This is a genomic window from Pseudomonas sp. NPDC087598 (genome assembly GCF_044743525.1).
Taxonomy (GTDB): Bacteria; Pseudomonadota; Gammaproteobacteria; order Pseudomonadales; family Pseudomonadaceae; genus Aquipseudomonas.
Window position 1 is genome coordinate 74,927 of sequence record NZ_JBIUWQ010000012.1, and the last position, 24,060, is coordinate 98,986.

The 24,060-nt window shown below is 59.8% G+C and carries 30 protein-coding genes; all 30 read right to left on the bottom strand.

Annotated elements, in window-relative coordinates; all coding sequences use genetic code 11:
* Positions 1-577: recombinase RecA (gene recA / locus ACIOWE_RS09465; RefSeq protein WP_401390203.1), on the bottom strand; the 577-nt coding region annotated here is incomplete at its 3' end.
* A gap of 83 nt (positions 578-660) precedes the next feature.
* On the bottom strand, positions 661-1,161 hold the full coding sequence (locus ACIOWE_RS09470; protein ID WP_401390206.1) for a CinA family protein: 501 nt from the start codon (positions 1,159-1,161) through the stop codon (positions 661-663).
* A gap of 127 nt (positions 1,162-1,288) precedes the next feature.
* On the bottom strand, positions 1,289-1,504 hold the full coding sequence (locus ACIOWE_RS09475) for a lysis system o-spanin lipoprotein Rz1 (RefSeq protein ID WP_401390209.1): 216 nt from the start codon (positions 1,502-1,504) through the stop codon (positions 1,289-1,291).
* A 222-nt stretch (positions 1,505-1,726) separates the two neighbouring features.
* A complete protein-coding gene (locus ACIOWE_RS09480; RefSeq protein ID WP_401390212.1) occupies positions 1,727-2,293 on the bottom strand; it encodes a glycoside hydrolase family 19 protein in 567 nt (188 codons plus the stop codon).
* 42 nt (positions 2,294-2,335) lie between these two features.
* Positions 2,336-2,548, bottom strand: a complete 213-nt coding sequence (locus ACIOWE_RS09485; RefSeq protein WP_401390214.1) for a hypothetical protein — start codon at positions 2,546-2,548, stop codon at positions 2,336-2,338.
* A 10-nt stretch (positions 2,549-2,558) separates the two neighbouring features.
* Positions 2,559-3,761: a carbohydrate-binding protein CenC gene (locus ACIOWE_RS09490; RefSeq protein WP_401390217.1), complete on the bottom strand. Its 1,203-nt coding sequence runs from the start codon at positions 3,759-3,761 to the stop codon at positions 2,559-2,561.
* Between the two features lie 28 nt (positions 3,762-3,789).
* The gene (locus ACIOWE_RS09495) at positions 3,790-4,230 is read right to left on the bottom strand and encodes a phage tail assembly chaperone (protein WP_401390220.1); all 441 of its coding nucleotides are present in this window, start codon (positions 4,228-4,230) and stop codon (positions 3,790-3,792) included.
* Between the two features lie 2 nt (positions 4,231-4,232).
* Positions 4,233-5,153, bottom strand: a complete 921-nt coding sequence (locus ACIOWE_RS09500; protein ID WP_401390223.1) for a phage tail protein — start codon at positions 5,151-5,153, stop codon at positions 4,233-4,235.
* Positions 5,154-5,192: 39 nt separating this feature from the next.
* Entirely contained in the window at positions 5,193-5,660 is a 468-nt protein-coding gene (locus ACIOWE_RS09505) for a phage tail assembly chaperone (RefSeq protein WP_401390226.1), read from the bottom strand.
* Complete coding sequence (locus ACIOWE_RS09510; RefSeq protein ID WP_401390229.1) at positions 5,660-6,583, bottom strand: hypothetical protein; 924 nt, start codon at positions 6,581-6,583, stop codon at positions 5,660-5,662. Before ACIOWE_RS09510 ends, ACIOWE_RS09505 begins: the two co-directional genes overlap by 1 nt.
* A gap of 22 nt (positions 6,584-6,605) precedes the next feature.
* A complete protein-coding gene (locus ACIOWE_RS09515) occupies positions 6,606-7,172 on the bottom strand; it encodes a tail fiber assembly protein (protein ID WP_401390232.1) in 567 nt (188 codons plus the stop codon).
* Between the two features lie 7 nt (positions 7,173-7,179).
* On the bottom strand, positions 7,180-8,277 hold the full coding sequence (locus ACIOWE_RS09520) for a phage tail protein (protein ID WP_401390234.1): 1,098 nt from the start codon (positions 8,275-8,277) through the stop codon (positions 7,180-7,182).
* Between the two features lie 130 nt (positions 8,278-8,407).
* Entirely contained in the window at positions 8,408-8,923 is a 516-nt protein-coding gene (locus ACIOWE_RS09525) for a phage tail protein (RefSeq protein ID WP_401390237.1), read from the bottom strand.
* A complete protein-coding gene (locus ACIOWE_RS09530; RefSeq protein ID WP_401390240.1) occupies positions 8,920-10,077 on the bottom strand; it encodes a phage tail protein in 1,158 nt (385 codons plus the stop codon). Before ACIOWE_RS09530 ends, ACIOWE_RS09525 begins: the two co-directional genes overlap by 4 nt.
* A 14-nt stretch (positions 10,078-10,091) precedes the next feature.
* Complete coding sequence (locus ACIOWE_RS09535) at positions 10,092-10,691, bottom strand: YmfQ family protein (protein WP_401390243.1); 600 nt, start codon at positions 10,689-10,691, stop codon at positions 10,092-10,094.
* Entirely contained in the window at positions 10,679-11,725 is a 1,047-nt protein-coding gene (locus tag ACIOWE_RS09540) for a baseplate J/gp47 family protein (protein ID WP_401390246.1), read from the bottom strand. Before ACIOWE_RS09540 ends, ACIOWE_RS09535 begins: the two co-directional genes overlap by 13 nt.
* Positions 11,715-12,113: a phage GP46 family protein gene (locus ACIOWE_RS09545; RefSeq protein ID WP_103302988.1), complete on the bottom strand. Its 399-nt coding sequence runs from the start codon at positions 12,111-12,113 to the stop codon at positions 11,715-11,717. The genes ACIOWE_RS09540 and ACIOWE_RS09545 overlap by 11 nt, the downstream gene beginning before the upstream one ends.
* The gene (locus ACIOWE_RS09550; RefSeq protein ID WP_401390249.1) at positions 12,113-12,622 is read right to left on the bottom strand and encodes a phage baseplate assembly protein V; all 510 of its coding nucleotides are present in this window, start codon (positions 12,620-12,622) and stop codon (positions 12,113-12,115) included. Before ACIOWE_RS09550 ends, ACIOWE_RS09545 begins: the two co-directional genes overlap by 1 nt.
* Positions 12,623-12,758: 136 nt before the next feature.
* Positions 12,759-13,808: a phage baseplate assembly protein gene (locus ACIOWE_RS09555; protein WP_401390252.1), complete on the bottom strand. Its 1,050-nt coding sequence runs from the start codon at positions 13,806-13,808 to the stop codon at positions 12,759-12,761.
* 3 nt (positions 13,809-13,811) lie between these two features.
* Entirely contained in the window at positions 13,812-15,047 is a 1,236-nt protein-coding gene (locus ACIOWE_RS09560) for a DNA circularization protein (RefSeq protein ID WP_401390255.1), read from the bottom strand.
* Positions 15,034-16,932, bottom strand: coding sequence for a phage tail protein (locus ACIOWE_RS09565; protein WP_401390258.1), 1,899 nt, complete (start codon positions 16,930-16,932; stop codon positions 15,034-15,036). The genes ACIOWE_RS09560 and ACIOWE_RS09565 overlap by 14 nt, the downstream gene beginning before the upstream one ends.
* A 130-nt stretch (positions 16,933-17,062) precedes the next feature.
* Positions 17,063-17,359, bottom strand: coding sequence for a phage tail assembly protein (locus ACIOWE_RS09570; RefSeq protein WP_007908778.1), 297 nt, complete (start codon positions 17,357-17,359; stop codon positions 17,063-17,065).
* The gene (locus ACIOWE_RS09575; protein WP_007908779.1) at positions 17,356-17,703 is read right to left on the bottom strand and encodes a phage tail tube protein; all 348 of its coding nucleotides are present in this window, start codon (positions 17,701-17,703) and stop codon (positions 17,356-17,358) included. The genes ACIOWE_RS09570 and ACIOWE_RS09575 overlap by 4 nt, the downstream gene beginning before the upstream one ends.
* A 67-nt stretch (positions 17,704-17,770) precedes the next feature.
* Positions 17,771-19,267 carry a phage tail sheath subtilisin-like domain-containing protein gene (locus ACIOWE_RS09580; protein WP_401390260.1) on the bottom strand — a complete coding sequence of 499 codons (1,497 nt, stop codon included), beginning with the start codon at positions 19,265-19,267 and terminating at the stop codon, positions 17,771-17,773.
* Positions 19,267-19,449, bottom strand: a complete 183-nt coding sequence (locus ACIOWE_RS09585) for a DUF2635 domain-containing protein (protein WP_201227735.1) — start codon at positions 19,447-19,449, stop codon at positions 19,267-19,269. Before ACIOWE_RS09585 ends, ACIOWE_RS09580 begins: the two co-directional genes overlap by 1 nt.
* Positions 19,446-20,030: a hypothetical protein gene (locus ACIOWE_RS09590; RefSeq protein WP_401390263.1), complete on the bottom strand. Its 585-nt coding sequence runs from the start codon at positions 20,028-20,030 to the stop codon at positions 19,446-19,448. Before ACIOWE_RS09590 ends, ACIOWE_RS09585 begins: the two co-directional genes overlap by 4 nt.
* Before the next feature lie 160 nt (positions 20,031-20,190).
* Positions 20,191-21,219, bottom strand: coding sequence for a phage late control D family protein (locus ACIOWE_RS09595; protein WP_401390266.1), 1,029 nt, complete (start codon positions 21,217-21,219; stop codon positions 20,191-20,193).
* A gap of 9 nt (positions 21,220-21,228) precedes the next feature.
* Positions 21,229-21,441 carry a tail protein X gene (locus ACIOWE_RS09600; protein WP_401390269.1) on the bottom strand — a complete coding sequence of 71 codons (213 nt, stop codon included), beginning with the start codon at positions 21,439-21,441 and terminating at the stop codon, positions 21,229-21,231.
* Positions 21,434-21,817 carry a phage tail protein gene (locus tag ACIOWE_RS09605; RefSeq protein WP_201201134.1) on the bottom strand — a complete coding sequence of 128 codons (384 nt, stop codon included), beginning with the start codon at positions 21,815-21,817 and terminating at the stop codon, positions 21,434-21,436. Before ACIOWE_RS09605 ends, ACIOWE_RS09600 begins: the two co-directional genes overlap by 8 nt.
* Positions 21,817-24,015 (bottom strand): phage tail tape measure protein, encoded by a 2,199-nt coding sequence (locus tag ACIOWE_RS09610; RefSeq protein ID WP_401390273.1) that lies wholly within the window; start codon positions 24,013-24,015, stop codon positions 21,817-21,819. The genes ACIOWE_RS09605 and ACIOWE_RS09610 overlap by 1 nt, the downstream gene beginning before the upstream one ends.
* Positions 24,016-24,060 lie beyond the last annotated feature (45 nt).

The following is a 24,060-nucleotide window of genomic DNA, read 5'->3' on the forward strand; positions in this document are numbered from 1 at the left end:
GCCCGCCCACGCCCCCCCCCCAGTTGGCGGTCTTGATGTTACCGGTGATTTTACGCAGCGCCTGGGACATCAGACGGGCTTGCAGGCCCACGTGCATGTCACCCATTTCGCCTTCGATTTCAGCCTTCGGCACCAGTGCAGCCACGGAGTCGACGATGATCACGTCAACAGCGTTGGAACGCACCAGCATGTCGGTGATTTCCAGGGCCTGTTCGCCGGTGTCCGGCTGGGAAACCAGCAGGTCATCGACGTTGACGCCCAGTTTGCCGGCGTACTCAGGGTCGAGGGCGTGTTCGGCGTCGACGAAAGCGCAGGTCGCGCCGGCTTTTTGAGCCTGGGCGATCACGGACAGTGTCAGTGTGGTTTTACCGGAAGATTCAGGACCGTAGATTTCAACGATACGGCCTTTTGGCAGGCCGCCGATGCCGAGCGCAATGTCCAGACCCAGAGAGCCAGTGGAGATGGATGGGATCGCCTGACGGTCCTGATCGCCCATACGCATTACGGCACCCTTGCCGAATTGACGTTCGATCTGACCCAGGGCCGCAGCCAAGGCTTTCTTCTTGTTGTCGTCCATTAAAGTCCTCACGTAATCAATAAGGCCTGACGGCCAACACCTGTATAAGTAGCCAGTATTATTCCACAGCGTTCGCGGATCGCCTACCCCTGATTTTCGATTTCTCGTGCCGCTAGTCGCAGGAGCCCCTCTAGCGCGGCCTTCACCGTTTGTCCGCGGACTTCATCGCGGTTGCCGGGAAAGTGTTGAACCTCGCTGGAAACCGCTTCGTCCACGCCCCAGGCCAGCCAGACCGTGCCTACCGGTTTGTTCGGCGTACCGCCGTCGGGCCCGGCCACACCGCTGACTGCCACGGCGAATCTTGCCAGGCTGTTTTTCTGCGCACCCACGACCATCGCCTCGACGACTTCACGACTGACCGCGCCCACCGTGCCGAACAGCTCGGCCGGCACATTCAGTTGCTGGGTTTTCTGTCGGTTGGAGTACGTGACGTAACCAGCCTCGAACCACGCCGAGCTGCCGGGAATACGCGTAATGGCTTCAGCGATCCCGCCACCCGTGCAGGATTCAGCGGTGGTGACGTGGGCATTGAGCACTTGCAGTCGTCGGCCAAGTTCGGCAGCCAGTTGAGTGATCTCTTTCACGGTGCGCTCCGGATCGTGTGGAATGCGTACCACCGTACACGAGCCGGTTGCGCTTTCAATACACAAGATCATTCAAGATGTTCGGGCGCCAACGCTCTGACATAGGCCTGACAAGCCTGCAAGGCAATCAGTCCGCGGTCGCCGCTGTCGGTGATGGCGACAATTCGTTGAGCATGCGCCGGGTCAAGTCGGGCGCGTACGGTTGCATGATCCACGCCGCCGGTGCCGGCGGCGGCTGGCAGCGAACAGCCGGCGGCAACGTCGCCGGCGTCGAGAAGGACTGACAGGCGCACATCAGCAGTGGCAAGACGATCGCGCAGGCGATCCTGATCACGTTGGGCATCGCTCATCGCTCGATAGTGGGTTTGTTCACTGGAGGCGAGCCGTTGCTCCAGCGCCAGACGTTTATCCTGCTCGGCCTGCTGCGCGGTAGCAGCGGTCAGGGTCAGTTGATTGAGGGTTTCTGCGTTTAACCGAGCCTGCTCCGCCAGTTGCCGCCCATAGCGCCAGTCCTGAAGTTGCCAGGCCAGTGCCGCAGCCACCAAGGCCAGCAATACCGCGCCGATCACTCGCCAAGGGATGGACATAGCACCGCCCTCGCCCGCGCCCAGATTTCCAGACGATCCTGCAAACCGTTCAACCCGCCGTTGATGCGACGGGTGATAGTGTTGAATTCGTCTCGGTCAGCCAGCTCGTTCAAGCCGTTCTGCTCCCAGAACCACGCGGCAGACTCGGCGGCCCATTGCGGTTGTTCGAGCAATTCGGGCAACGACAGCAGACGCTCATCGCCGAACAGCCCGAGGCTGCATTGGCGATAATTACCGCGACCGGTGATTTGAATCAGCCCACGCCCTCGGTACTTTTGTCCGTCGCCGTCCGCCTCGGGCGTGTTACCCAGGCGTAGCGCCAGTGTCCCGGTGTCGTATTTGCTCAGATACTGGTTGTTGCCCAGCTCCCGAACGTACTGCAACTGGCCCGACTCGTGACCGATCTGCGCGAGAAACGCAGCGACACGTTTGGGCGAGTCGATGCGACGGCGCTTCATGGCGGCATTGAGCGCAGAAACAAAAACGCCCGCTTGGCTGCGGGCGTTGGGCATGATGTCAATAAGGTTGTTTTCAGTTAGTTGCATAATGCTTGATCCTCCCTGGATATTGCCGCGATTGAATCACGGTTAGCGGATAACGGCCCCCAGCCATTTTTTTGCCAAACTTGTCACTGAGCTGGCCGGGGCTACGTTTTCGAGGGCTTCATTCAATGTCAGGACTTGGCCGCCAGCTAATAGCCAAGCTTGATAGTCAAGCCAGTCGCGATTGGTTGGGTCCTGCGGGATAAACGCAGAATCCTCCGTGCGCAGTACTCCGCAAGTGGTCAATTGATAGGTCATGGGGTCACTCCTAGATCTCAGCGTCCGCTGTCCATTCAATCTGCAATCCGTTACCGGGCTGACTGTTTACAGGCGTCACAGTGCCGATCGCGAAACTACGCTGTGTCACACTTTGCACAATGGTGCCTGTGCAAGGCACTCCCTGCGAGTAGTTCCAAACCTGATTACCTGCATTTCCAGGGCTATACAGGACAACAGTAGGCTGCACTCTCTTCTGAGTCTGCATGTCTACGACCATACCGTATTGACCGGTATTTCCAGCCGCAGCCTGAGTAAACGAGACGATGCAGGTGCCACTACCGTTGTTTGCTCGAATCTGTAAACGGTTGGCAAAAGACTTTTCGAAATAACGCTGACACAACGTCAATTCTTCGCCAGAAAGACGGTATTCGAATGGCGTGGAAACCGGTCCCTCTTCCAATTGAACCTGAGTCAGATCCACAGTTTGCAGAACGTTGAGCGGCAAATCAAAAGCCAAGCGCAAACAATCATTGGCGCCCAGCATTTTCCCCGCGATCGATGGCACCTGAAACGTTGCGCTGTACTTGCCCCATGCAGTGCTCAATGGAAAAACATCGACCACTTTGACGACGGCTTCCGAACCTCCGTTGCCAAAGTACTGACCAATTGTCACTTTCAATGAACGCGCGGCATCGGAGCGCGCCCAAAAGGTCACAGTGGCGGTTCGTCCAGCCAGAGTTCTGACGGACTCAACGCTTTGGGAAACCTTGTGCTCGGTAGCGCCGACGCCCGCCGTGGTTTGCTGCCAGCGTAAAAAATAAGCCGGCTCACCTGCCACTTCTGTCTGGCCTGGAACAAAGTCCTGACGAGAGATGGTCACGGCAGCATTGCCATTCCAGTCGCAGCGAAAACGATCGGCTACATATCCACCGATATTTGGGCCTTGGTTGGTCGTACCGCGCTGCCAGATATCGAACCCGCCATTGATCAGCACATTCCTGCGATACACCTGCACAGGAAATTGTTGCAGCGGATCCGGTTTCGATAACTGCCTGATCGCCTGAGCCAATTGATCAGTCTGTAGTTCGTCCGGTTTCAAACCAGCCGCGGTAATCGCGCTGAGTATTTCCTGAGTAACACTGTTGCCCCAGCTTGCAGGGATCAGCGATCCCGGCGTTCCGGCTATCACGTCTTCATCAACAAATTTGCCGTCGACCAAGCCAGAGCTGAGGACGCTTCTTGGATAATCCACTTTAATTCCTCTTCAGATCAGCGACGACTCAGCCGTTCGTTCGCAGCAAGATTTGCAGCCAATCGGGTTCAACCGGGCGCGAACGTGCATCCGGGAAGTTCGGGTCATTGGGCCACTCGCGCAGCGACTGTCGGTAAGCCAGCAGTTGTTTGAATTCTTCGGCGAGCAGGGTCGTGCCCTCACCGACTTCCAGTTCTTCAGCGTCGCGAAGCACCAGCCACTGGGTGTCTTGCAGCACTTTGTTGCGCCATGCGCGTTCATGGCTGGCAAGGGCAAGCGGGGAAATGACAGGGTCCGTCAACACAGGTTGACCGCTGGCACTGGCGCTAATGACTTTGCCGCTTGCCTGGCCGGCAAACAACTCGACGTATTGAGCCTGGGTGATTTCCACTGCCCCTTCAGGCAGTTCCGCAAGTGCATTTTCGACTCGCTCAAAGCCGAGACTTTGTGCATAAAAGTAAATCGTCATGGTCAGTAACCCCAAACCAGAATGCGGCCCGAAATGCCCGAATCAGCCTTTACACTTGAAGCCAGGACGCTTCGGACCCTAGCGACCGCTGTCGTTGTCGTGGAGCTCCCACCGTCAAATGCCCAAACGGTGACATTGGCGGCACTCCATCCTGCCGGGTTACCTTCATTGGCAATACCTCCGAGGACAGCATTGGGAAACCTGATCGGCAACGACACCGTCATGTTGCCATTCGCATCGGATCCCCCTGTCACCCACTGCACGATCAAACCGCTGGGAAGCTTTTGATATCCCGATGTGGAGAACTGTGCGGCGTAATTGGCCGAGTACTTCAGCGCAGCCGTGCCATAAACCACCCACACACCGGACTCTCTGACGAAGTTCGCACTTTCACCATTGTTGATCACGATCGACGCCAGATAAGCCCCTTGCGGACTGATCTGCGTACCGATTTTACTGGCCACGGTAACGGGTGCGCTGTTACGGCAATGCAGGCTGATCGTGGCGCCACTCGGCACTGCAGCGGTATCCGGAAGCGTCACGGTATACGCTGCGTTACCAGCCAGACCGATCGAGCAGCCGACATCGGACAAGGTCAATTGCGTGGCAGCGGATATCCCACGAGCACTTGCATAATTGCCCAATGCCCGCTGCACAAACTCGGACGTTGCTGCTGAGCGTCCGCCATCAAACTGCGGGGCGGTCATGAACAATGCCGGGCTGCGCAATGCTCCCAACAGCTGATTGTTCGACGACTCGTTTGGCGTCAGGCCGGCCGCCTGAACGACATTCAGAATTTCTTGTGTGACGCTGTTGCCCCACGTCGCGGGGATCAGCGAACCGGGTTTGCCGGCTATCGGATCTTCATCGGCAAACTGTCCATTGACCAAGCCGACACTGGGCACACTCTTGGGATAGTCCAAGGTTTATCTCCTTAATCTGAAAATACATTGGTGCCGTTCTCAGCCGACTGGAGCTGCCAACCACACGGGCGCCGAGGGCCGGGAAACTGCCGAAGGAAAATGACCGGAATCAGGCCAGTCGCGCAGCGCCTGACGGTACTCAAGCAACTCCAGATAGTGCTGGGCCTTGAGTGTCGTGCCACGGCCGAGCTCCTGCTCGTCGCGATGACGGGTTACCTGCCACTCGGTGGACGAGAGTCTGGTCTGGCGCCAGGTTCGAGCTGCTGATTCAGGCGTCTGGTCCTCGACAACGATTTCTTGCGCACTGACGGGAATGCTCGTCACGGACAACTGCGCGCTGGAAGGCCGGGACTCGTCGATTGGCGCGCCGATTTCAACTGTCATGCCCTCCGGCACTTGAACCATCGATTCAACGAAAGAAGGCGCAAACAGTTGGGTGATTGCGTAGTCGCCGGTTTCGATCAGTTCAACCACGACACCATTTTCCACTCGTGCGTAACGGGCCATTACTCGTACTCCCAGATTTCACAAAAGGCGTTGCCGCCAGCCCCGCTGACCACTGAGGCAGAGGGGTTGACCGAGCACGAACCGCTGCCACCCGAACCACGGACGCCGGCGCTGCCAACCGTATTCGACCCGGTGAATGGGGCTCCGCCATCGAACGGACTGGCAGCTCCACAACCGGAGAGCAACCCCCAATTGCTATTGGTCATTCCATACCCACCGGGACTGCCCCGCGCGCTGGAGAGGTTGCCGCCAGTGATCGTTCCGCCTACCCCACCCTGAATAAATCCAGAGAAAACGCCAGTGGCCACGACAGCAAGAATTTGCCCACCGCCGCCGCCCGATACACTCATGTAAGAGCCAAAAGAAGCGCCGCCGCCCGCAAAACCTGTGGTGTTGCTGACAGCCCCACCCGCACCCAGAGAAACCGGCACCCCTACGAGCATTTGCGCTGTCACGTCATAAAGGCTTTCGGCATAGGCACCGGAACCACCGCCGCCACCAAAAATTTGATTAGTTGCCGGCACAGGTGTGCACCCGCCGCCAGACCCGCCCGCGCCCACCAAGCGCACCCGAATGCGTTTGGCTTTGGGATTGGGTTTGTAAACGGTGATCCCGACCGTCTCGATCTGCCTGACGGCCAGCAACCGCCCCACCGCATCGGTGATGCCGTAACCCGCCAAAGTGGTCGGGGTGTTTTTCAGTTTGGTGAAGTCGACCAGCGCACCGATCGCGGTGGCCAGTTGATCGGTCTTGGCTTCATCGGGCGTCAACCCGGCAGCCTTGATCGCATTGAGAATTTCCTGCGTGACGCTGTTGCCCCACGAGGCGGGGATCAACGATCCCGGTGAACCGGCGATCGGGTTTTCATCGACGAAACCGCCGTTGACCAACCCTACGCCGGGGATGCTTTTTGGATAGTCCATTGCACTGTTCCCTGTGCTGAAATCAGTTAACTACGGCTGCGCCGGGTGTCACCGGCCAGATAATTTCATCGGGGAAACCGGCCTGTTTTTCGATGCGGTTGAGTTCTACGCTGTAGAGCTTCCATTCGATCAGCAGCAGTTGTTCGTCATGACTGGCATCGCCGATGTCTTCGGCGTATTGCAGGGGGGCGATTCTCAACACTGCATCGCGAAGCAAGGCATCACGCTTAGCGAGAACGATGCGTTTGCGATCCGCCAGTTGCGCGGCTTCATCGACCCGCCAAGCGTTATCCACCCACGCGTGAAAGCCACCCGGCCAAGGCAACCGGGTGAGGCCTTCCGGCAATTCGCCCAGCGTGGTCCAGGTTTCCCGGATGCCCGTGTCTGTGTGATAGACATCGCCGCGACAATCGATCTGCTGTTGCAACGAACCATTATCATAGGCCCAGGCATACCCTTCGGGTGCCGGGGAGAGTTCGATGCTGAGTGTCACCGCGTTGCCTGGTAGTTGCAGTCCGATCCCCGGCACGACCGGAAACTCGACAGGCCCGGTCAATGCACCGCTGTCGTCTATCAAATAATTGAACATGTGCACCTCAGATCAGTTTGATTCGCGCGGGGTAGGCGATGTTTCGCGGCCGGGTTTCGGCGGCAAAATTGCCGATGTTGCCGATGTAGGTATCCGAGTCGAATGCCGGGTTGGGATACGTCGTTGCCACCGTCGCAGAGGTCGGCAAAATGTTGACGTTGGTGGTAACGTCCCAGATGTGATCCGGAATCGCTGGGGCAGGCTTGAAAGTCGCCCCGGTCCCCGTCGGCAGATAGTGGTTGTGGCTTTGCAAGGCATGCATTTGCAGACTGCCCATTACCCGCCCTGCATCGACGTTTCTGGTCTCACTGAGCACCCGCAGAAACTCACCACGAATGTCGGGAATTCGAAAGTTCGAAGCGCCATCGCCACTGGTCCAGCCGCCTTCTCTGCCCGCTCGCGCGGCTTCGGTCGTCAATGCCCCGGACACCTGAGCAAAATCCCACAGCCAAGGCCATTCGGTTCTCTTGAACAGATCACCGTTGGGTACGCCATAACCTCCCGGATTAAGCGTAGTGGTGGTCTCTAAAAACGGGCGTCCCAGGGCGGTGTTGTCAAAGCGCCCTATCGGCCACCAACTCCCCGCCCCGTCGCTGCGCAAATGCCACCAGTCACCACCACCCATCAACACCAGAAACGGATAACCGTTGGCCGAAAGATGTGTGTGAAAGCGAATACCGTCGGTACCGCTCGCCTGAACGACGAGCCTATTTCCGCTGTTGTCGACACGACGAACAATCACATCGCGGACACCTAGGGCGAGATCGGCAGGCGGTAAAGTCACGGTCACGGGTGCGGGGCTCCCATCGATCAAAACGAGACCGAGTTCCTGCTCAGCCAACGCCTTGGAGGCCGCCAGCCGGGTAATCACCGAGCGCATCGGGCTGGCCTTGCCAACAATCGTTTGAATGGCTTTAAACAGTTGGCTCGTGTCCGCCTCGGAGGCAACAAGTCCGCCACCAGTAATCACACTCAGGATTTCCTGAGTCACGTTATTGCCCCACACCGCCGGAATCAACGACCCCGGCGTGCCTGCCACCGGGTTTTCATCGACGAAGCGGCCATCGACCAGACCGACGCTGGGGACGCTTTTTGGATAATCCATAGGTCTTCTGTTCCTCTGAAATAACAAATGAACCGCGCCCCGAGCGCTGCAAGTGCAACCTCGTCCACGGTTTCTTCCTGAAAATAAAAAGCCCACAGTGAAGTGGGCTTGGCTGAAGCAGATTGACGTCCTAACTGACCTGTTGGCTGACCAATTCGCGGATCGCGACAATGGCCTCATCGGCAACATTGCGAGCCAGATCGATCTTGCCCTTGGACGCCTGCGCGCGGATCTGCGCTTTAGCCTTCAGGCGCAAAGTCCGCAGCGTCAGCAAGTGGTCGGTGAGCTGTTCGGCTTTACCGAGAATCTGCTCGGCGGCCTGTTTCGCCGTGCGACCTTTGACGACCCAGGCAGCAACCGACAGCGGCACTTCTTTTTTCGGGTAGCCTGCGTCCTGATAGGCCTGAGCGTCGGCGGCGGCCTGGGCGTATTCCATGGCTTTGAGCGGATCGCCGGCCAGCACAGTGCGGGCGCTGTCGGCGGCGGCATCGATTTTGGCGCACAAGCGTTCAGTTTCCTGCTCATCCAGAGCAGCCTGTTTATCGCCGTTCACTACCCATTTATCACCATCCCAGTCATGGGCGGCAGAAGGCTGAGGAAGGCGTAGCTCGCCGTCAATCTGATGAAGTTCCTGAATGACGATCATCGAATAAGCTCCCACGACAGTTGGACGTTCACGGCGTCTGCAAAGTTGATTGCGATACCAACGCTGTAGTCGGTGATTGGATGACTTTTGATACCCATGCTCAGCAACAACTCATCACTCTCGGCATTCGACTGGCCAAGGTTGTGCTCTGCCTGATAGCACTGCCACAGCGAACGCAAATTGGCATGGTCGAAACTGGCGGCCAGCGTTGAAACCGTCACGTCGTTAACGATGTTGTTGGTGAACAACACGCAAGGAGAAATCGTTGTGGGATTCCAGCCCCCGGGGTTGTTGGAACTGCCAGCAATCACGGGCGACAGGAAGCAATAGTTGCCCCCCACCCATCCGGTTGATGGAAACCCGACAGACGTCACCGCCGTCGAAGACGGTGTCGGGTTGCCGGCAACCAATCGAGCAGAACGTGCATGGGGATCCAGTGGCAGGAAAATTGCGCCCGTACCGTTGACGGTTTGAGTCCAGGTCAATCGGGCACGGTTATAGAGGGTTCGTACCGTAGGCACAGAACCGGGCGCACCGGTCACGATCCAGGCCAGGCACATGTCCAGTGCCGTTGACTGGAAGCCGCCACCGGCGGCACCGTTTACCGTTCCTTTCAACGACTCGGGCGTCACGTCATGGATGTTGCCACGCTGCACGTAGAACGTCAGCGCACCGCCAGAGACTTGCGCGCGCAGAAAATAATGACTGCTGGGCAACAGATCCGCGCTGCTCCAAGCGGATGTTACAAACGTGCGCGAGCGACCCAACTGGCCATTCACGACTTCCTGACCCAGGCTGATAAACGTCCCCGCCGCAATCGAAACCCTGCCACCGCTGGTGGATGCCGCAGCCGGGCTGACCGTCAGCCGACCATCGGCGGTGGCCACCGTCGGCAGCGGCAATGCCACCAGCGGCAACGCCAGATCCTGATTCCAGCCCTTGGCCGTCACCGATTGAATCGCCTGCAACAACTGATCGTATTTCTTCTCGTCTGGAGTCAACCCAGCCGCATTGATCACGTTGAGAATCTCCGACGTAACGCCGTTGCCCCAATCCGCCGGAATCAGCGAACCCGGGGTACCGGTCATCGGGTTCTCATCAACAAACTTCCCATTCACCAACCCGGCGCTGGGCACACTGTTCGGATAATCCATCCCGTCATTCCTCCCTAGTCATAATTGATGTGCACCTTGGTATGCGCCGGCGCACTGCGGTGAATCAAACACTCCAGTGCCGAGCCCGGATTGACACCGAAGCGCTCGCCCCAGTAGCTCGCGCCGAAACGCCGGCCGAGCAGCAAGCGGCCACCGGTGTTGAGCGTCCACATGAATTGCGCTTCCCATGTGCCGAAATGCGCCGCGCCAAAACGTGCGCGGCCCATGCGCGGGGCTTCGAGTTCGGTAATGGTGGCGTTGGGGTAGCCCTGGCTTTTGGCGATTTCGAGGTAGTAGCCGATGGCCTGACTACCGACCGCGAGCAAGCGGCGGCGCACGGCGAGGCGACGGTCGTCGAACAGTGGCGTGGCGCCGAGGCATGGGTCGGGCAAATCCATCACCCGCTCCCAGTCCGGTACCAGTTCACTGACGCCGGCAGGGTCCATTTCGTTGAGCAGGTCGGCGGCGCGGGCGTCGAGGCGTGCCAGTTCGACGGCGACGCCTTGCAGCACTTCTTCGAGTTCCGGGACTTGCTCCGGGTCCCACGCGGGACCGGCGGGCAGCAAGGCACGCAACTGCGCCTGGTATTGCGCGGCGGTTCTTATGCCCCCCATACGCAACCTCCAAAAGTCAGCAGCTCGCTCTTGCCGGCAGGCACGTCAGCCGCCGGTGCGGTGAGCGTGTGATCGTATTCGCCGCCGGCGCTGCTGATGGCTTCGCGGATATGGCTGATCAGCAACGGCACACCGAGATCGGCCTCGCGGTTGTGCAGGTCACGCAACTGCGCTTCGACCGCCGCACGTACGGCGGTGGTGTCGGGGTTGACGCTTTTGAAGCGATACACCACCGGTACCTGAATCGGTCGCTGCACATGCACCTCGGCAGTCACCGGGCGCAGCGGCTCGATGTAGTCCTGAACCTCGGCCAGTTGCTCATCGTTCGGCACCGGTTGCGGATCGTCGTCGCGCATGATGAACACCGTCACCGTGCCCGGGCCGAGCAAACCGCCACGGCACCAGGCGCGGGTCACGCCCGGCACTTCCAGCGCCCAGGTTTCATAGTCGCTGGACGAGCCACCGTGAGGGATGACGCGATAGGAGCGAATCACTCGCGAGCGCAACGACTCCAGACTTTCTCGCGCCACGCCGCCACTGAGCCCCGGCGCCAGCACGATGAAACTGTTGCCGACCACACCGGTAATCGGTTGCACGGGAGTCAGCGTCAGACCTGCGTCAGCATTGCCGAGGCTGCCGGCGTCGAGCGCAGCGATAGTGGTGCTGTTGCTGCCATTGCCGGTGGTGCGCGCAGCGGTGACTTTGTAGGTGCGGCCATCATTGGATTGCAGCAACGTGTCGACGTCGAGCACGGCACCCGCCGTCGCGGTAAAACTCACACTGCCGGTGGCCACCTGCGCAGGTTTGCGCGGCTGGTTCAGGCGCAGTGCGGCGATGCGTTCCAGGGTCGACTCGTCGGCCTTGTCCGGCAGGATCTGCTCGGCAATCCAGTCGAGATAACCGTACAGACCATAAGCCGCGCCGCCTAAGGTGCGGGCCAGCACTTGCGCATCGGACTGGCGCAGCGAATCGCCGGCCAGGTCGCTTTGGGTGCGCTTGATCAGCACCGGCAGCGAAGGGGTTTCAAACGGCATAGATCACCTGCCAACTGTTATCGGGGTTGATGTCCAGACGTTCGCCGTCGGCCAGGGTCAGGACCGTACGCAGGTTCAGGCGCTGGGCGTCGAGGCGTTCGCTGATGATGTCGATGGCGCTGCAATGGCCGTCGTCGATCAGCCATTGCAAGGCTTCGCGGGCGTAGAACTCGGCGTCCATCTGGGTCTGTCGTGTCAGCTTGACCCGGCGCAGCAGCCACAGCCGCGAACCGATACGGTCGTCGGCGACGGTGGGAAACGTGTCGCCCCACCAGCCGAAACGCTCCTCGTCGTCGAGGGCATCGTCATCGGCAGCGCGGCGCCAGGTGAACAGGCTGATGAGTACCGAGCGGGTCAGTGCGGCGTGGAGGTTCGGGCTGATCAGCATCACTTGCCTCCTGCCGGCGCGCCGGTCTGGCCACTACCGGCCTGCACGCCGACGTGCACGTGTTTGATCTGGCTGATACCGCCGGCGATCTGATCGCCACTGGAAACAATCTTGCCGGTCTGGTTGATGACCGGCGTATCGAAGTTCACCGCCGAACTGGCGCGGATGTTCAGCGTGGCGGTTTCGATGTCGATGATCCGTCCGCGCTTGAAGTGAATCCTGTCGCCCTCGTCGGTGTAGATCGCCACTTCGCCGGCAGCCAGCGATTGCAGGCGATAACGGCGGTCAGCGACCACCAGGGCGATGGCGTGGGAACGGTCACCGCCGAGGAACGTGACGATCCCTTCGGCTCCAGCCAGAGGATTGCTGGTGAAGCCATACGGCTCGAAGTGCTCGAGGTCGTCGTTCACTTCTCCGGCGGTGAGGCGCATTTGCAGCGATTGCAGCTTGGATGCCGAATTGGCGAGCACGACAGTGCCGCGCGCCAGCAGGCGTGTCAGTAGGCTCATGGTTTGTCCTTCAAAAGATGGGCACGACGCGGTCAACTGTAGGAGTGAGCCTGCTCGCGATGGCGTCAGTGCAGTCGACCTTTGAGTGGCCGGTCTACCGCTATCGCGAGCAGGCTCACTCCTACAGGGGCGGGTGTCAGGCTGAGGTTTTTTTCGCTGGAGCGGGATCGGGATCGAAGGTGTGCGGTGGCGCAACTTGCAGGGTGGTCACCGAACCTTGCGCCGACAGCGAGTACGTCACTTTGGAAATCAGCATGTCGCCATCAAACCCGATTACCGGGTCCGTGACCTTCACCAGCGTGTTGTGGCGCCACAAATCACCGTTGGACTGCCGCCAGCCCTGCACCTGATAGGTGGTGGTCTGCGCCCGGCCCATGCGGGTCGCGCTTTCCCACTGCGCACGTTGCTGAGCCAACTCGAAAGTCAGCGCCGTGCCCTCGTTGATGATCGTCGTGCGTCGACGTTTGAACGACAGATCGGCAGCCGTTGATTCAACTTCGCTGACCGCCGCCCCGCTCTTCTTGTCCGAGCCTTTCTGCTGGCCGATCACCCGGTATTCGGAGAACACCTGGCTGTGATCCATCGCGGCGTTGGCCGACAAAATGTTCTTGCCCAACTCCAGCGCATCACTCGCCCGACCGCCACTGCCGGGCTTGGCGAGCACCAGCCGGCCCTGCTCGTCATCGGTGGAAAACACCCGGAACAGCGAGAGCAACCGGTCGATCGATTGAAACACCGTTTCACCCGGCACGATCGTATGTTTGGCCAGTCGCGCAGTCTCGGGAATCTGGTTGACCACCATCAGCGAATACTCCATCGCCAATGCCTGAACGATGCTCAGCAACGGTTGTTCCTGCCACTGATTGGGCCGGTTGGTAGCGGCGCAATCGACCAGATCCTGGGTCCTGGAACTGCCCTCGATACTCAGACTGATCTGTCGACCGTCGTAATGAATCGGCGCCTTGAACACGTAACCGGTGAGGACGAGATCGTTGCCGATCTTCACTTCGCACGGATCGCCGGGTTTGATTCGCTGATCGACCGTCTGCCCCGGCCATTGCCAGGTGATGTCGAGTTTGAAGGTACGAAACTGGCGCTCCAGATCGGCAGTGATTTCCACGCTTTTCCAGCCGCCGTATTCCAGATTGTTGACCGTCAGCGTGACACGGTTATCCATCTCGTTCATGGCTCACTCCCTGGAGACTTTCACGTCGTTGGGTGAAAAACCCGGATGGTTCATCGCGTTGCTTTGAGTCACTTCAGTTACCCGTGTCGCATCGGCAAATTGCTTGTAAGCCACGACCAGCGCCGGCAGGCTTTCCTGGAAAGATTTACTGACCTGTCGCACACCGGATGACGCCACGGCCTTGAGATGCGCAATCAGCGCTTCCTTCACATCGTTGATTGCCTGGTGGTGTTTAGGGTCGGCCTTGTCCAGCATCGGATCAATTGCCACCCCGACAGCTTTCTGCAGTGCTTTCATCTCATCGGTCACCGGCACTTCCTGACGGGTCACCGGTTGATCCGCCTGATGAGCCACCGAAGGTGTCGACGACAGTTTCACCGCAGGGGCCGCCACCGGCATCGACGCAACCCACTGCGCCACTTTGACCAGCATCGTGTCCTGCACCAGATCGGCCATCGCCTGCGCTGCTGCGTTGGTGTCTTTGCCGGTGGTGATCTTCGGTGCATCAGCCTTGCGGATGGCTTCGAGTTGTTGGGAGACGTCGGCAATCACGCCACGGTAGCCCTCCTTCGCGAATTCCTTCAGCTCCTTGATATCACCAAGCAAACCCTTGAATTCCGCCGCCACCTCCTTGGGCAATTCCTTGACGGCTCTGACCAGTTCGGTGATCTGCCGGTACTGCTCGATCAACGGTTTGAGCTGTTCCTTGATCACCTCGTAAACACCGGTGAGGCTGTTGCGCAAATTGGCGATGCCGATCCGCGCAGCCTTGATCAGCGTCATCGCCTGCTCGAAGCGCGCCACCGCCGAACCCAGCAACGTGTCGGCCTTGGCCAGCAAGACTTTCTGGGTGCTGACCGTGGCAGTCGGAAACGGCAACGGCTTATCGGGATAGAACTTCAGCGCAAAGGTCACCAACCCGCCGTCCTGGCGAGTGTGGGTCATATCGCATTCGCCGACCTTGACTTGCAGGCGTCCCAGCCATGGATGCACCAGCTCACCGCTGCCCGCTTCCAGCGCCTTGAGCAGCTTGTCGCGCTGCTCCAGGCAATCGGCACCGATGATGAATGCCGTGATGTCGTGGGTCTTGGCTTGTTGGCCGAGGTCCTCGAAAAACGGCAGGTCACGCTGCGGATACTCGTGCAACTGGCCTTTGCGACCGACCGGGGTTTTCGCCTGATCGATCCAGAAGCCGACACCGCGAAAGGATGCCGGCAACAAACGGTCACGCCAGTTCATTTGAACCTCCTGCCGATAGCGAGCGATAGCCGATGCGCGACGACAGCGCCAGCCCTGGTTGATTGCTTTGCGGTTGATCGGTGCGCAGTCCGGCCGGCGCATTTTCGAAGCGCACCGTCAGGCCGCCTTCGAGTTGCGTGCGGTTATTGGCGGCGCTTTGCTGGATCAGCGCGCTGGAAGATTGCGGCAAGGAGCCACCCTGCAACGCCCCGGTGGACGACGTTTGAGGGGTTGCGCCAAAAAACGCCGGCGCCAATTCACCTTTGCCTTCGGCATTGGTCTGGCGTTGCGCTTCGGTCAGGGTTTCGACCTTGCCGGTGACCTTGGCGATCAGTCCGGCGAAACCACCGTCGAACAGTTCCTTGATCGGCGCGATGACGGTTTGCAGCTTTTGCCACAACTCGCCGAACCACTCGGTGATCGGCCCCCAGCTCTCGATGATCTGATCCAGGGGTTTCCATTCGAACAGGGTGTGCAGAAATTCCACGACCGGCGCGGACAACGCCAGCAGTACATCCCACAGCGCCGAAAAAACTTCACCGATCGGCTGCCAGTACTGCGCAATCTGTTCCAGCGGCGACCACTCGAACAGGCTCATGAAAAAGCCTTTGACCTGTTGCACTGACGTTTGCAGTGCCATCCAGATCGGTTCGAAAAACCCAACGACACCGCCCCAGGCGCTGGTGATCATTTCCATCGGGAAAAAATCGAACAACGTCCGCAAAGCCTCTCGGGTGCTCTGTACAGCCGATTGCAGTGCCGCCCACATCGGCTGGAAGTACATGACAACACCGCCCCAAGCGCTGGTGATCATCTGCATGGGCGAGAAGTCGAACAGCGAAACGAAGAACTCCTTAGTCGACTGCGCCACTTTTCGCAGCCCGGCGAACATCGGTTCGAAGTACGTGACAACACCGCCCCACGCACTGCTGATCATCTGCATCGGCGAGAAATCAAACAGGTTTCTGAGGAACGCCATCACCGGCACACTCAAGGCCTTGAGCAATTCCCAGATCGCCGAAAACAGTCCCGTCAGCGGCCCCCAGTTTTCCAGGATCATGCCGTAAGGCGTCCATGAGAAAAGCGTTTTGAAAAAGTCGATCACCGGAGCGGTCACCGCTTTGACCTTGTCCCAGATCCCCGAGAAGAATCCCGTGACCGGTTGCCAAAGCACCGCCAGCGTATCGAGCGGGCGCCAGTCGAGCACCGAGCGCAAGATCGCCATGGCATTCGCCCCGGCGCTTTTCACGCTGTCCCACAGCCCCGTGAAGAACGCACTGATCGGCGTCCAGTTGGCCACAATCAAACCGGCCGCCACCGCAATGCCCATGGCGATCAGCATGATCGGATTGGTCTTGAGCACCATGCTCATCACGTCGAACACCTGAGTTGCCCCGGTGACGGCGGTTTGCATGGCGGAGAAGGCAATCGCCCCCGCCGCCAGGCCTTCGACCAGTTGCGGGTTGTCGGCGAGCAGGCTGCCGACCTGAGTCAGCATCGGCTCAAGCCCGACGACCAGTGACGCGACCGCTGGCGCCAGCGCGGCATCGATGGCGCCCGACACTTTCTCCATCGATGCACTGAACACGTTCATGTTCTGCGCGGCGGCTTTCGGTGCGGCCGGCAGGTCGACAGTTTTCGCCGTCTCGCTGACTTCAGTCAACTTGCCCTGAAACGCCGCTGCCGATTTGATCCCGTCGACGAACGGCGTGATCACGCTGCCGCCCTTGAACAGACCACTGATGTCGAGTTTGCCGAGGCCGGTCTGCTCGAGGTTTTTCTTGAAGCTCTCGACCTTTACTCGCAGGGCGCCGAGTTTGGGCGACAGTTCATCGATGCCCGTCAGCAGCACCGGGGTTTTCGCTTTGCTTTCTTCGTCTGCCATCACTGCACCTGCTGCATCGCATTGATCCGTTGCGCGTGCTCCAGCGATTCGCGGAGCACATCCAGTGGCCTGGCCATCATCTGTTCGGGGTCAACCTTCCAGAACCAGGCCAGGTCATAGGCGACGGCGATCAGGTCGGTGATGGCGCCGACGCCGCACTCATGAAAAAACTCGCAACGGCCCAGCTCAGCGCGTTGAGGTCGGCCAGATCCAACTGGTTGACCGACGACGGCGGAATGCCGGCGCACACGGCGATGTATTTGGCCGCGACGTCCATGTCGAGGCTGACCTCTTCGCTCTTGTCGATCTTGTACGGCAGCGCCTTGATCGCTCGCACTTCCTGCACCGTCGGACGGCGCAGGACGAGTTCGGTCAGGGGCTCGCCGTGAGCTTCGATCGCAACTTGAAGCTTCACGGCGCCGCTCATTGCCAGGTCCCCTTGATGCCTTCGAATTTCAGTTCGATGGTGGCGTCATCGCCTTTGGAGACTGGTTCTTCGACCAGATACGCGCCGGCCAGTACGTAGACTTTGCCGTTGCTGAATTCGCAGGTGACGGTGATATCGGTGCCTTCGATCAGCTTCTTCAGCGGGAAGTCGGCGGTATGCAGCGCAGTCACTTTGAACGACGGCGCAATGTCGGTTTCCTTGTAGAAGCCGGGTACGACGGTTTCGCGTTTGACTGCCATCAACGGGGCTTCGCAGCCGCCATTTATAGTCAGTTGTGCGCCGTCGACCTTGACGTAGCAGGTACCTGCAATCAGTTGACCCATGGTGTTACTCCCTTCAATAAAAAAGCCCACGCGAGGTGGGCTGAATGCTTGCCGTCAAACGCGCTTATCAGGCCGCGTCGTCGTACTGCAGACGGAATTGGTTGAGCAGTGCGAACACGCGCAGACCATTGATGTAATCCGGCGGGAACAGCACGTTCACGCGGCTCGGATCCTGCACGTCGCGCTCGACGATCAGGTGTTCGGCGAACAGCTCGGCGTTCTCCACATGGCCTTCCAGTTCGAGCTTGGCGTACTGAGCGATCAGCTCGCCGCGAATGGTCGCCGGGGTGATGATTGGCTGGCCGGCGCCGAAACGGGTGCCGTCAGAGGCCAGTTTGTGCCGACCGTATTTGCTGGTGATCACGCTTTGCAGACGACGCACGATGAACGCCGACTGATGCATGGTTTCGCTGTCCAGGTAGGAATTGTCAGCCTGACCGTAGGCGTTCTTCTGGTAGGTGGTGATCGAACGCTGGATGCGCACGTAACCGCCTTCGTAGTACGCGGTGGCGATGCCGTAGTTGAGCAGCGACTGACGCTCGGTCAGGGTGAAACGCTCGCTCGCCGGTGCAGGGTCGACGCCCGGCAGGCTGCCACTTTGCGTTGGACGGCTGGCATCGGCAGAGATGAACACCGCGGTGCGCGCAGCCAGTGCGGCGGCTTGAACCCAGAACGGTTGCGGAACGCCCGGCTCCAGCGCCTGAATAGTCATGTGTTGGTCGTTGCGCGCCTGGCCTGCGGCGACCAGCGTGCCAACGGTACCGCGCTTGGCGCTGTAGACGTGACCGAACAGTTGCTTGGCCCACGACCAACGACCGGTGCTGTCATCCATGACCGCTTGCCAGGTGTTGAGAGTGGCCAGATCCGACCATGGCAGCGCGATGAACTCGAACGGCTCGTCGCCCAGTGCGGCAACCGCCGCCACTTGATCAGGCACGCCAGCGCCACCGTTCATGGCGGTGATCGCCGAGGTCAGGCCGGCCGGGGTTTCTTCGCCGTTGCTCTTGCCCAGACGATTGAATTGCAGGCTGATGTCGTTGCCGCTGTCGCCAGTCCATTTGGCGCTCAGGGTAACCACACCTTCAGCCGCCGCAGCGCTCACCGGCAGATCGGCAGTGGCGTTGACTTTCTGCGCCAACGCAGTGGCAGCCTGAGCCGCTGTGGCACCGTTGACCACGGTGGCTTGCACTCGCACACCGCCGACATACAGATTGAGCATGCCGGCCTGAGTAGCAGTGCCGGTCAGGGTCAGCACGCCTTTGGCGATAGCGCCTTCAGCGTTGTGCAGCGGCAGGCACCAGATCTCGCCGATCGGGTCAGCCTTGCGGAAGGTTTCGTACATCGAGGCAAGCATCGAGCCTTGACCGCCGATGCTTTTCGCCAGCGCAACGCTGGAGACCAATACCAGTTTGCCGACTTCGCTCGGTGCGATGTTGTCGTTGACCTGGGCGACGATCAAACGGCGCATGGCCGAGGTCGCGCTATTGGCGGCCGAATTGTCCATTTCGGCATAGAACAGCGGTACACGAATGTCCGCGGGGATGTTGCTGAATCCGATCGCCATTATTTGGCTCCCTGTGGTTTAGCCGCTTTTGCGGTTTTGAGTGTGATATCGCCGTCGGCCAGACGCCGGCGCCACCAGGCGCTGTCCAGCACTTCACGGCCTTCCAGCGGCAGCAGATCGCCTGCCTCCGGGTCAGGTACGACACGGCCGGCGGCCGGCAGTACGGTGATGCGATTGCTCATGGGGTTACGTCTCCAGAGAAAGTCATTTCCACGCGCCCATCGGGGCCCGGGCGTTTCAGGTTGGGGTCAGCCGGATCGATCGCATCGACCCGCACGGTGACCCCGGTAAAGGACGACAAACCGTCCAGTTCGCGTTCGTGCCAACTCTCCGCAGGCTGACTGGGCAGATTGCGGCCGAGCTGAAACTCGGCAAAAAAGCGCAGTCGGTAAAAGGCGCGGCTGCTGTTGATCGAGACCATTTCGCCGCCGTCGTAGACGATGGCGCTGTAGTCGATGCTCGGCTTGAATCCCACCAGCGCGCGCCAGATTTCGGCACGCAGTTCATGCAACAGATCCAGCGCTTTTGTAGCGTCGGAGGCGTCAAGCGCGAGGACGATTTCGAAGCGGTCGCGGATCGGTTGAGTGGTGAGGTTTTGTGCGGTGCTGTTGCTGGCGAGATCAGCCAGCGGTGTGACGTGGGCCGACGGTGTCGGCAGATCCGGGTTGCCTTGCAGCAACGCCAGATCGAGGCCCACCGAAATGTGATTGGCAAGGCTTGGGCATTGCGCACGCAGTTGCGTGAGGATCGGGGTGATCTTCATGGTGGTGTTCCAGAATGAGTGAAGTGACCGCAAGACTCATGTAGGAGCGAGCCTGCTCGCGATGGCGGACTTACATTCAGAATCGATGCTGACTGACACATCGCAATCGCGAGCAGGCTCACTCCTACAGGGATATCAGTCGCTGTGAGGTCACGCAGGATCAGGCTTTGGCGTCCGCCTTGGGGTCGAGGCCGGTTGCTTCGATCAGGCAGCGATAGCTTTCCTCGCGCTTGCCGCTGGCGCTGACCTTTTTGATCGACCAGCGACCGCGCATGAAGTCCGGCCAGCTGTCATCGAGCACCAACAGGCCTTCGGCGGCCAGCAGCGGATCGCCCGGGCAGGTGACCTTCAGCGTGTATTTCTCGCGCAGCATCTTGCGCACTTCGGCCTCGCCGATGGCTTTGGCTTCTTCTTCACTGGCCTGTTTCTGGCGAATGACCTTGTAGGGTGCGGAACCGGTGATCACCTCCTGCAGCTTGCCAACAGCACCGTCCCAGAAGCAGGTCTTGCAACCCTGGTTCTGGGTGCGAGCGGTCTCTTCCAGTGTGGCGCTGATGAAGGCGTGATCACCCGGCCGATTGTTGCTGGTCACCGACAACCTGACGTCCGGTATCACCTGGCCCGACAGTGTTTTGAGCTGCGCCGGTTTCGCCAGTACGTAGAGGTCGTTGTAGGGTTTGGCCACCGCGTCGTACTTGCTCGCCAAACGTGTGATGAAGCCCATGTCGGTTTCGTTCGACTGATCGACATGGGCAATCCTGATCAGCGCCAGTTCGGGATCGACGCGCGGCGAAAAACCGTGCCGCAAGACCAGCTCGCGAAACAGTCCGCCAAGGGTTGTCGGGCCATGACTGGCCGTGCGCCGCTCCTTGAATCCGGTCTCGTCCTTGCCACTGAAAGGCGCGGCCGTGGCGACCACCGTCAGGCGTAACGGGAACAGCGTCGGGGTCAGTCGAGTCACCTTGAACTGGCCCTTTTCGACCAGCCCGGACTCCAGATAGCCAACCCGCAGGCCGATTGTTCCGCCCAGAGTCGGCAGGCCTTCGAGGCCTTCCAGGTCGATCACCAGTGTCAGTTGATCGGACTCCATCCCGGCAGCATCAATGTGCTCCCAACTGATCAGGCGCTGGTTCAGCAGCGCATGGTTGGCCCCGTAGATTTCGATCGCCGGTGTAAATCCCTGTGCCATGCAACCTCCTTAGTCCCAGGCCAGAACCGGTTTGATCGCGGCGGGTCTGCTGTCGAGTTCCGGCAGCGTCACCCAGACGCCTGCTGGCAAAACGGGGCCGTATTCGGCCAGGGTCGGGTTGAGTTTCCACAACGCTGCTTCGGCCTGATCGTCTGACCGGCCCGACTCGCGGTAGAGCAGCAGATTGACCGAATCACCGGCCACGCTTCGGACCTTACGCATTGTTGAACTCCGCTAATTCGAGTACCCACTTGATTACCATCGCGGTGCCGTCATCGATGACCTCGCTCTGGTTTTCCTGAACGCTGGTGATCCGCCACAAACCCCAGTTGCGACCGATGCCGTCGATCAACGGCAGCGGTATTCTCAAGGCTTGCAGCGCACGCAGTTCATCGAGCCGTTCCATGGCCACGGCGTACATCGAGGTGCCGCCGATGGTCAGGGTTTCGGGTTTCTGCCCGGTCTGATGGGATTTGGGTTTACTGGTGAGGATCGGCAACTCAGTCCAGCCACCATCGGATTTGCGCGCCAGCGTGCTGTAGGCAAATTCGCGGGACAGTCCGAAGATGAAACTGCCGAGTGCCATTTGTTGTTTCATCAGGCGACTCCATCGGTAAGGGCTGCGTCACGGCGGGTGCCGAGGGGGTTGGTGCTCATCAAAGGCGTAAAGTCAGAAGTGAAATGTGACTGCATGACCTGCGCGACCATGGCGGTCACTTTTTCAGCGCTCACCAGATCGCCGCCACTGAAGTTAAACGCGGGCGCGTAGGTGACATTCTGGTTCTGCTGATTTTGCGCCTGCACACTGCTCAGGCCGGCGCTGACTTCTGAAGGTGGAGCAAGCCGATCGGGCGCGGGCGTCGCAAGTTTTTCACCCAGTGCTTCCCCTTCCTGACTGCCGTAAAAACTGCCGATGACGCCACCTAATGCACCACCGATCATCGTACCGATACCGGGCAGGATGAAGGTACCGATCGTGGCGCCGATGCTCGCGCCGGCATAGCCACCGGCCAAACCGCCCGCTGCCATTCCTACGCCACCGGCGACTTTTTTCGTATCGCCCTCGGCCACGCCTTCGACGACTCTCATGCCTGCTTCGACCATCGTCAATGGCATGCTCAATGGGCCTGCCACCCGGCCGAATCGGGCGCCCTGACTGATCAGGCTGCGCCCTGGAGCGGAGACCAGAAATTTGGCACGACTCAGGGCGGCGGTTCCGAGGGATCCGGCACTGGCCGAGAGACTGCCCAACCCTGATCTGATGCTGGCCATTACCGGGCCTGTCCACGTAGCAGCCTGGGACGCCAATGCGCCCAGCGGCTTGCCGCCCTTCAATCCGGCAGCCATCAGGATCAGCGCGCCAGCGAGTGCCGGGGCCTTTTCCGCCACTTCACTCAAGCCATCCGCTGCCTCTCCGACTTTTTCCACAAGGTAGTCAAACACTGGAAGCACGGTATCGCCGGCGGATGAATAGAGCCGGTCCTTCTGGGCGCCGAAGACGTTCCAGCGTGCTTGCGAAGTATCCGCGAGTGTCAGGGCGGTTTTATCCACCGCCCCTGTGTACTCTTTTTTATCCTTTTCATCCTTTTTACCCGCCACCAGTGCAAATGCGCGCTGCACGTCAGCGGTGTTCTCGAGCATTTGCCGAACCGGTTGGGCGACCGAGAACAACGTCGTCGACAACGCGGATTGCTCATTCGGGGATTGTTTCTTCAGCGCCTCCAGCACCTCCATGATCGCGCCGGGAGCATCGCCTTTCATTTTCTCGGCCAGGGCTTTGGGGTCGAGCTGCAGCTGAGCGAACGCCGCTTTCTGACTTGCAGACGCTTTATCCCCGAGTGCCAGGGTCGTCGTGATTTTTTCGAACGCTACGCCGGCATCGGCCTTGTTTACCCCGGCGTTGAGCAACGCAGCAGAAAATGCCGCGGCTTGCTCGGGCGCCATTCCGGCGCCTTTTGCCGATGTGCCGTAAGTGCCCAGAATCGAACCGATGTCAGCGGCAGAAGCGGCCAATCGACTGTCGAGCAAACTGGTCGCGTCGGCGAGATCGAGGGTTTGCGCGCGATCGAGGCTCATCGAGGTACGCCAGCCGATCAACAGGTCCGCGGCATCCAGTGGTTTCATCTTGAACGCGGTCGCCGTGACCGCTGTGTCTCTGGTGAAATCCAACAGGTCGTTTTGCCTGGCGGCTTGATCGATATTGCCTTTGGCATCCACCCGATCTTTGATGACCCCAGCCTTGGCGCCAGCGTAGCCAATGCTTGCCAGCTCAACCACGGTTGTACCGCCGGCCGCCACTTTCGCCTCGGTGGCCATCTTCTCCAGCGCGACCTGCATCGTTTTGCGCTGGTCGCCTTCAAGCCCGACGACCACATTGAGCCTCGCCATCGCGGCGTCGAGATTGATGGCCGGTTGCAAAGGCTTATAGGGCGCGGTGGCGGCATTCTCACTCGGCGTTTTTTGCCCGGCGCCAAGGGCCGCCCCGCCCATTTGTGATTGTCGGTCGTTCAGTGCCTGTTGCAGCGAGTGCTGTGACATCAGCACCGTGTGTATCGACCCCAGCGCATCCCTGAGCTGAACCTGTTCGGCCGTCAACTGACGCAGCTCGGCGGTGGCATCTGCCAGTGCCAGGCTCAGCCCGGCAAACCCGCCATCCGCTTTCAACGTCGGCTCTGCAACTGCCGAATCGGCGCTTAGTGCAGACATCGCTGCAGACTTCAGGGTGGCCGTGGTGTCGGGCATCCGCGCCTCTTGATTGATCTTCGCGAACGTCAACGCATAGTTATCATCTGCCATGCCGCTCTACTCCTGTTTCACGCCAAGGCGAGTGATCGCTATGTC

Coding starts and splice junctions, on each gene's coding strand:
- ACIOWE_RS09475 (WP_401390209.1), bottom strand. CDS start 1,504: ATGCCCAACGTGATCAGGATCGCCTGCGCGATCGTCTTGCCACTGCTG.
- ACIOWE_RS09480 (WP_401390212.1), bottom strand. CDS start 2,293: ATGCAACTAACTGAAAACAACCTTATTGACATCATGCCCAACGCCCGC.
- ACIOWE_RS09485 (WP_401390214.1), bottom strand. CDS start 2,548: ATGACCTATCAATTGACCACTTGCGGAGTACTGCGCACGGAGGATTCT.
- ACIOWE_RS09495 (WP_401390220.1), bottom strand. CDS start 4,230: ATGACGATTTACTTTTATGCACAAAGTCTCGGCTTTGAGCGAGTCGAA.
- ACIOWE_RS09505 (WP_401390226.1), bottom strand. CDS start 5,660: ATGGCCCGTTACGCACGAGTGGAAAATGGTGTCGTGGTTGAACTGATC.
- ACIOWE_RS09510 (WP_401390229.1), bottom strand. CDS start 6,583: ATGGACTATCCAAAAAGCATCCCCGGCGTAGGGTTGGTCAACGGCGGT.
- ACIOWE_RS09515 (WP_401390232.1), bottom strand. CDS start 7,172: ATGTTCAATTATTTGATAGACGACAGCGGTGCATTGACCGGGCCTGTC.
- ACIOWE_RS09520 (WP_401390234.1), bottom strand. CDS start 8,277: ATGGATTATCCAAAAAGCGTCCCCAGCGTCGGTCTGGTCGATGGCCGC.
- ACIOWE_RS09525 (WP_401390237.1), bottom strand. CDS start 8,923: ATGATCGTCATTCAGGAACTTCATCAGATTGACGGCGAGCTACGCCTT.
- ACIOWE_RS09530 (WP_401390240.1), bottom strand. CDS start 10,077: ATGGATTATCCGAACAGTGTGCCCAGCGCCGGGTTGGTGAATGGGAAG.
- ACIOWE_RS09535 (WP_401390243.1), bottom strand. CDS start 10,691: ATGGGGGGCATAAGAACCGCCGCGCAATACCAGGCGCAGTTGCGTGCC.
- ACIOWE_RS09540 (WP_401390246.1), bottom strand. CDS start 11,725: ATGCCGTTTGAAACCCCTTCGCTGCCGGTGCTGATCAAGCGCACCCAA.
- ACIOWE_RS09545 (WP_103302988.1), bottom strand. CDS start 12,113: ATGCTGATCAGCCCGAACCTCCACGCCGCACTGACCCGCTCGGTACTC.
- ACIOWE_RS09550 (WP_401390249.1), bottom strand. CDS start 12,622: ATGAGCCTACTGACACGCCTGCTGGCGCGCGGCACTGTCGTGCTCGCC.
- ACIOWE_RS09555 (WP_401390252.1), bottom strand. CDS start 13,808: ATGAACGAGATGGATAACCGTGTCACGCTGACGGTCAACAATCTGGAA.
- ACIOWE_RS09560 (WP_401390255.1), bottom strand. CDS start 15,047: ATGAACTGGCGTGACCGTTTGTTGCCGGCATCCTTTCGCGGTGTCGGC.
- ACIOWE_RS09565 (WP_401390258.1), bottom strand. CDS start 16,932: ATGGCAGACGAAGAAAGCAAAGCGAAAACCCCGGTGCTGCTGACGGGC.
- ACIOWE_RS09570 (WP_007908778.1), bottom strand. CDS start 17,359: ATGAGCGGCGCCGTGAAGCTTCAAGTTGCGATCGAAGCTCACGGCGAG.
- ACIOWE_RS09575 (WP_007908779.1), bottom strand. CDS start 17,703: ATGGGTCAACTGATTGCAGGTACCTGCTACGTCAAGGTCGACGGCGCA.
- ACIOWE_RS09580 (WP_401390260.1), bottom strand. CDS start 19,267: ATGGCGATCGGATTCAGCAACATCCCCGCGGACATTCGTGTACCGCTG.
- ACIOWE_RS09585 (WP_201227735.1), bottom strand. CDS start 19,449: ATGAGCAATCGCATCACCGTACTGCCGGCCGCCGGCCGTGTCGTACCT.
- ACIOWE_RS09590 (WP_401390263.1), bottom strand. CDS start 20,030: ATGAAGATCACCCCGATCCTCACGCAACTGCGTGCGCAATGCCCAAGC.
- ACIOWE_RS09595 (WP_401390266.1), bottom strand. CDS start 21,219: ATGGCACAGGGATTTACACCGGCGATCGAAATCTACGGGGCCAACCAT.
- ACIOWE_RS09600 (WP_401390269.1), bottom strand. CDS start 21,441: ATGCGTAAGGTCCGAAGCGTGGCCGGTGATTCGGTCAATCTGCTGCTC.
- ACIOWE_RS09605 (WP_201201134.1), bottom strand. CDS start 21,817: ATGAAACAACAAATGGCACTCGGCAGTTTCATCTTCGGACTGTCCCGC.
- ACIOWE_RS09610 (WP_401390273.1), bottom strand. CDS start 24,015: ATGGCAGATGATAACTATGCGTTGACGTTCGCGAAGATCAATCAAGAG.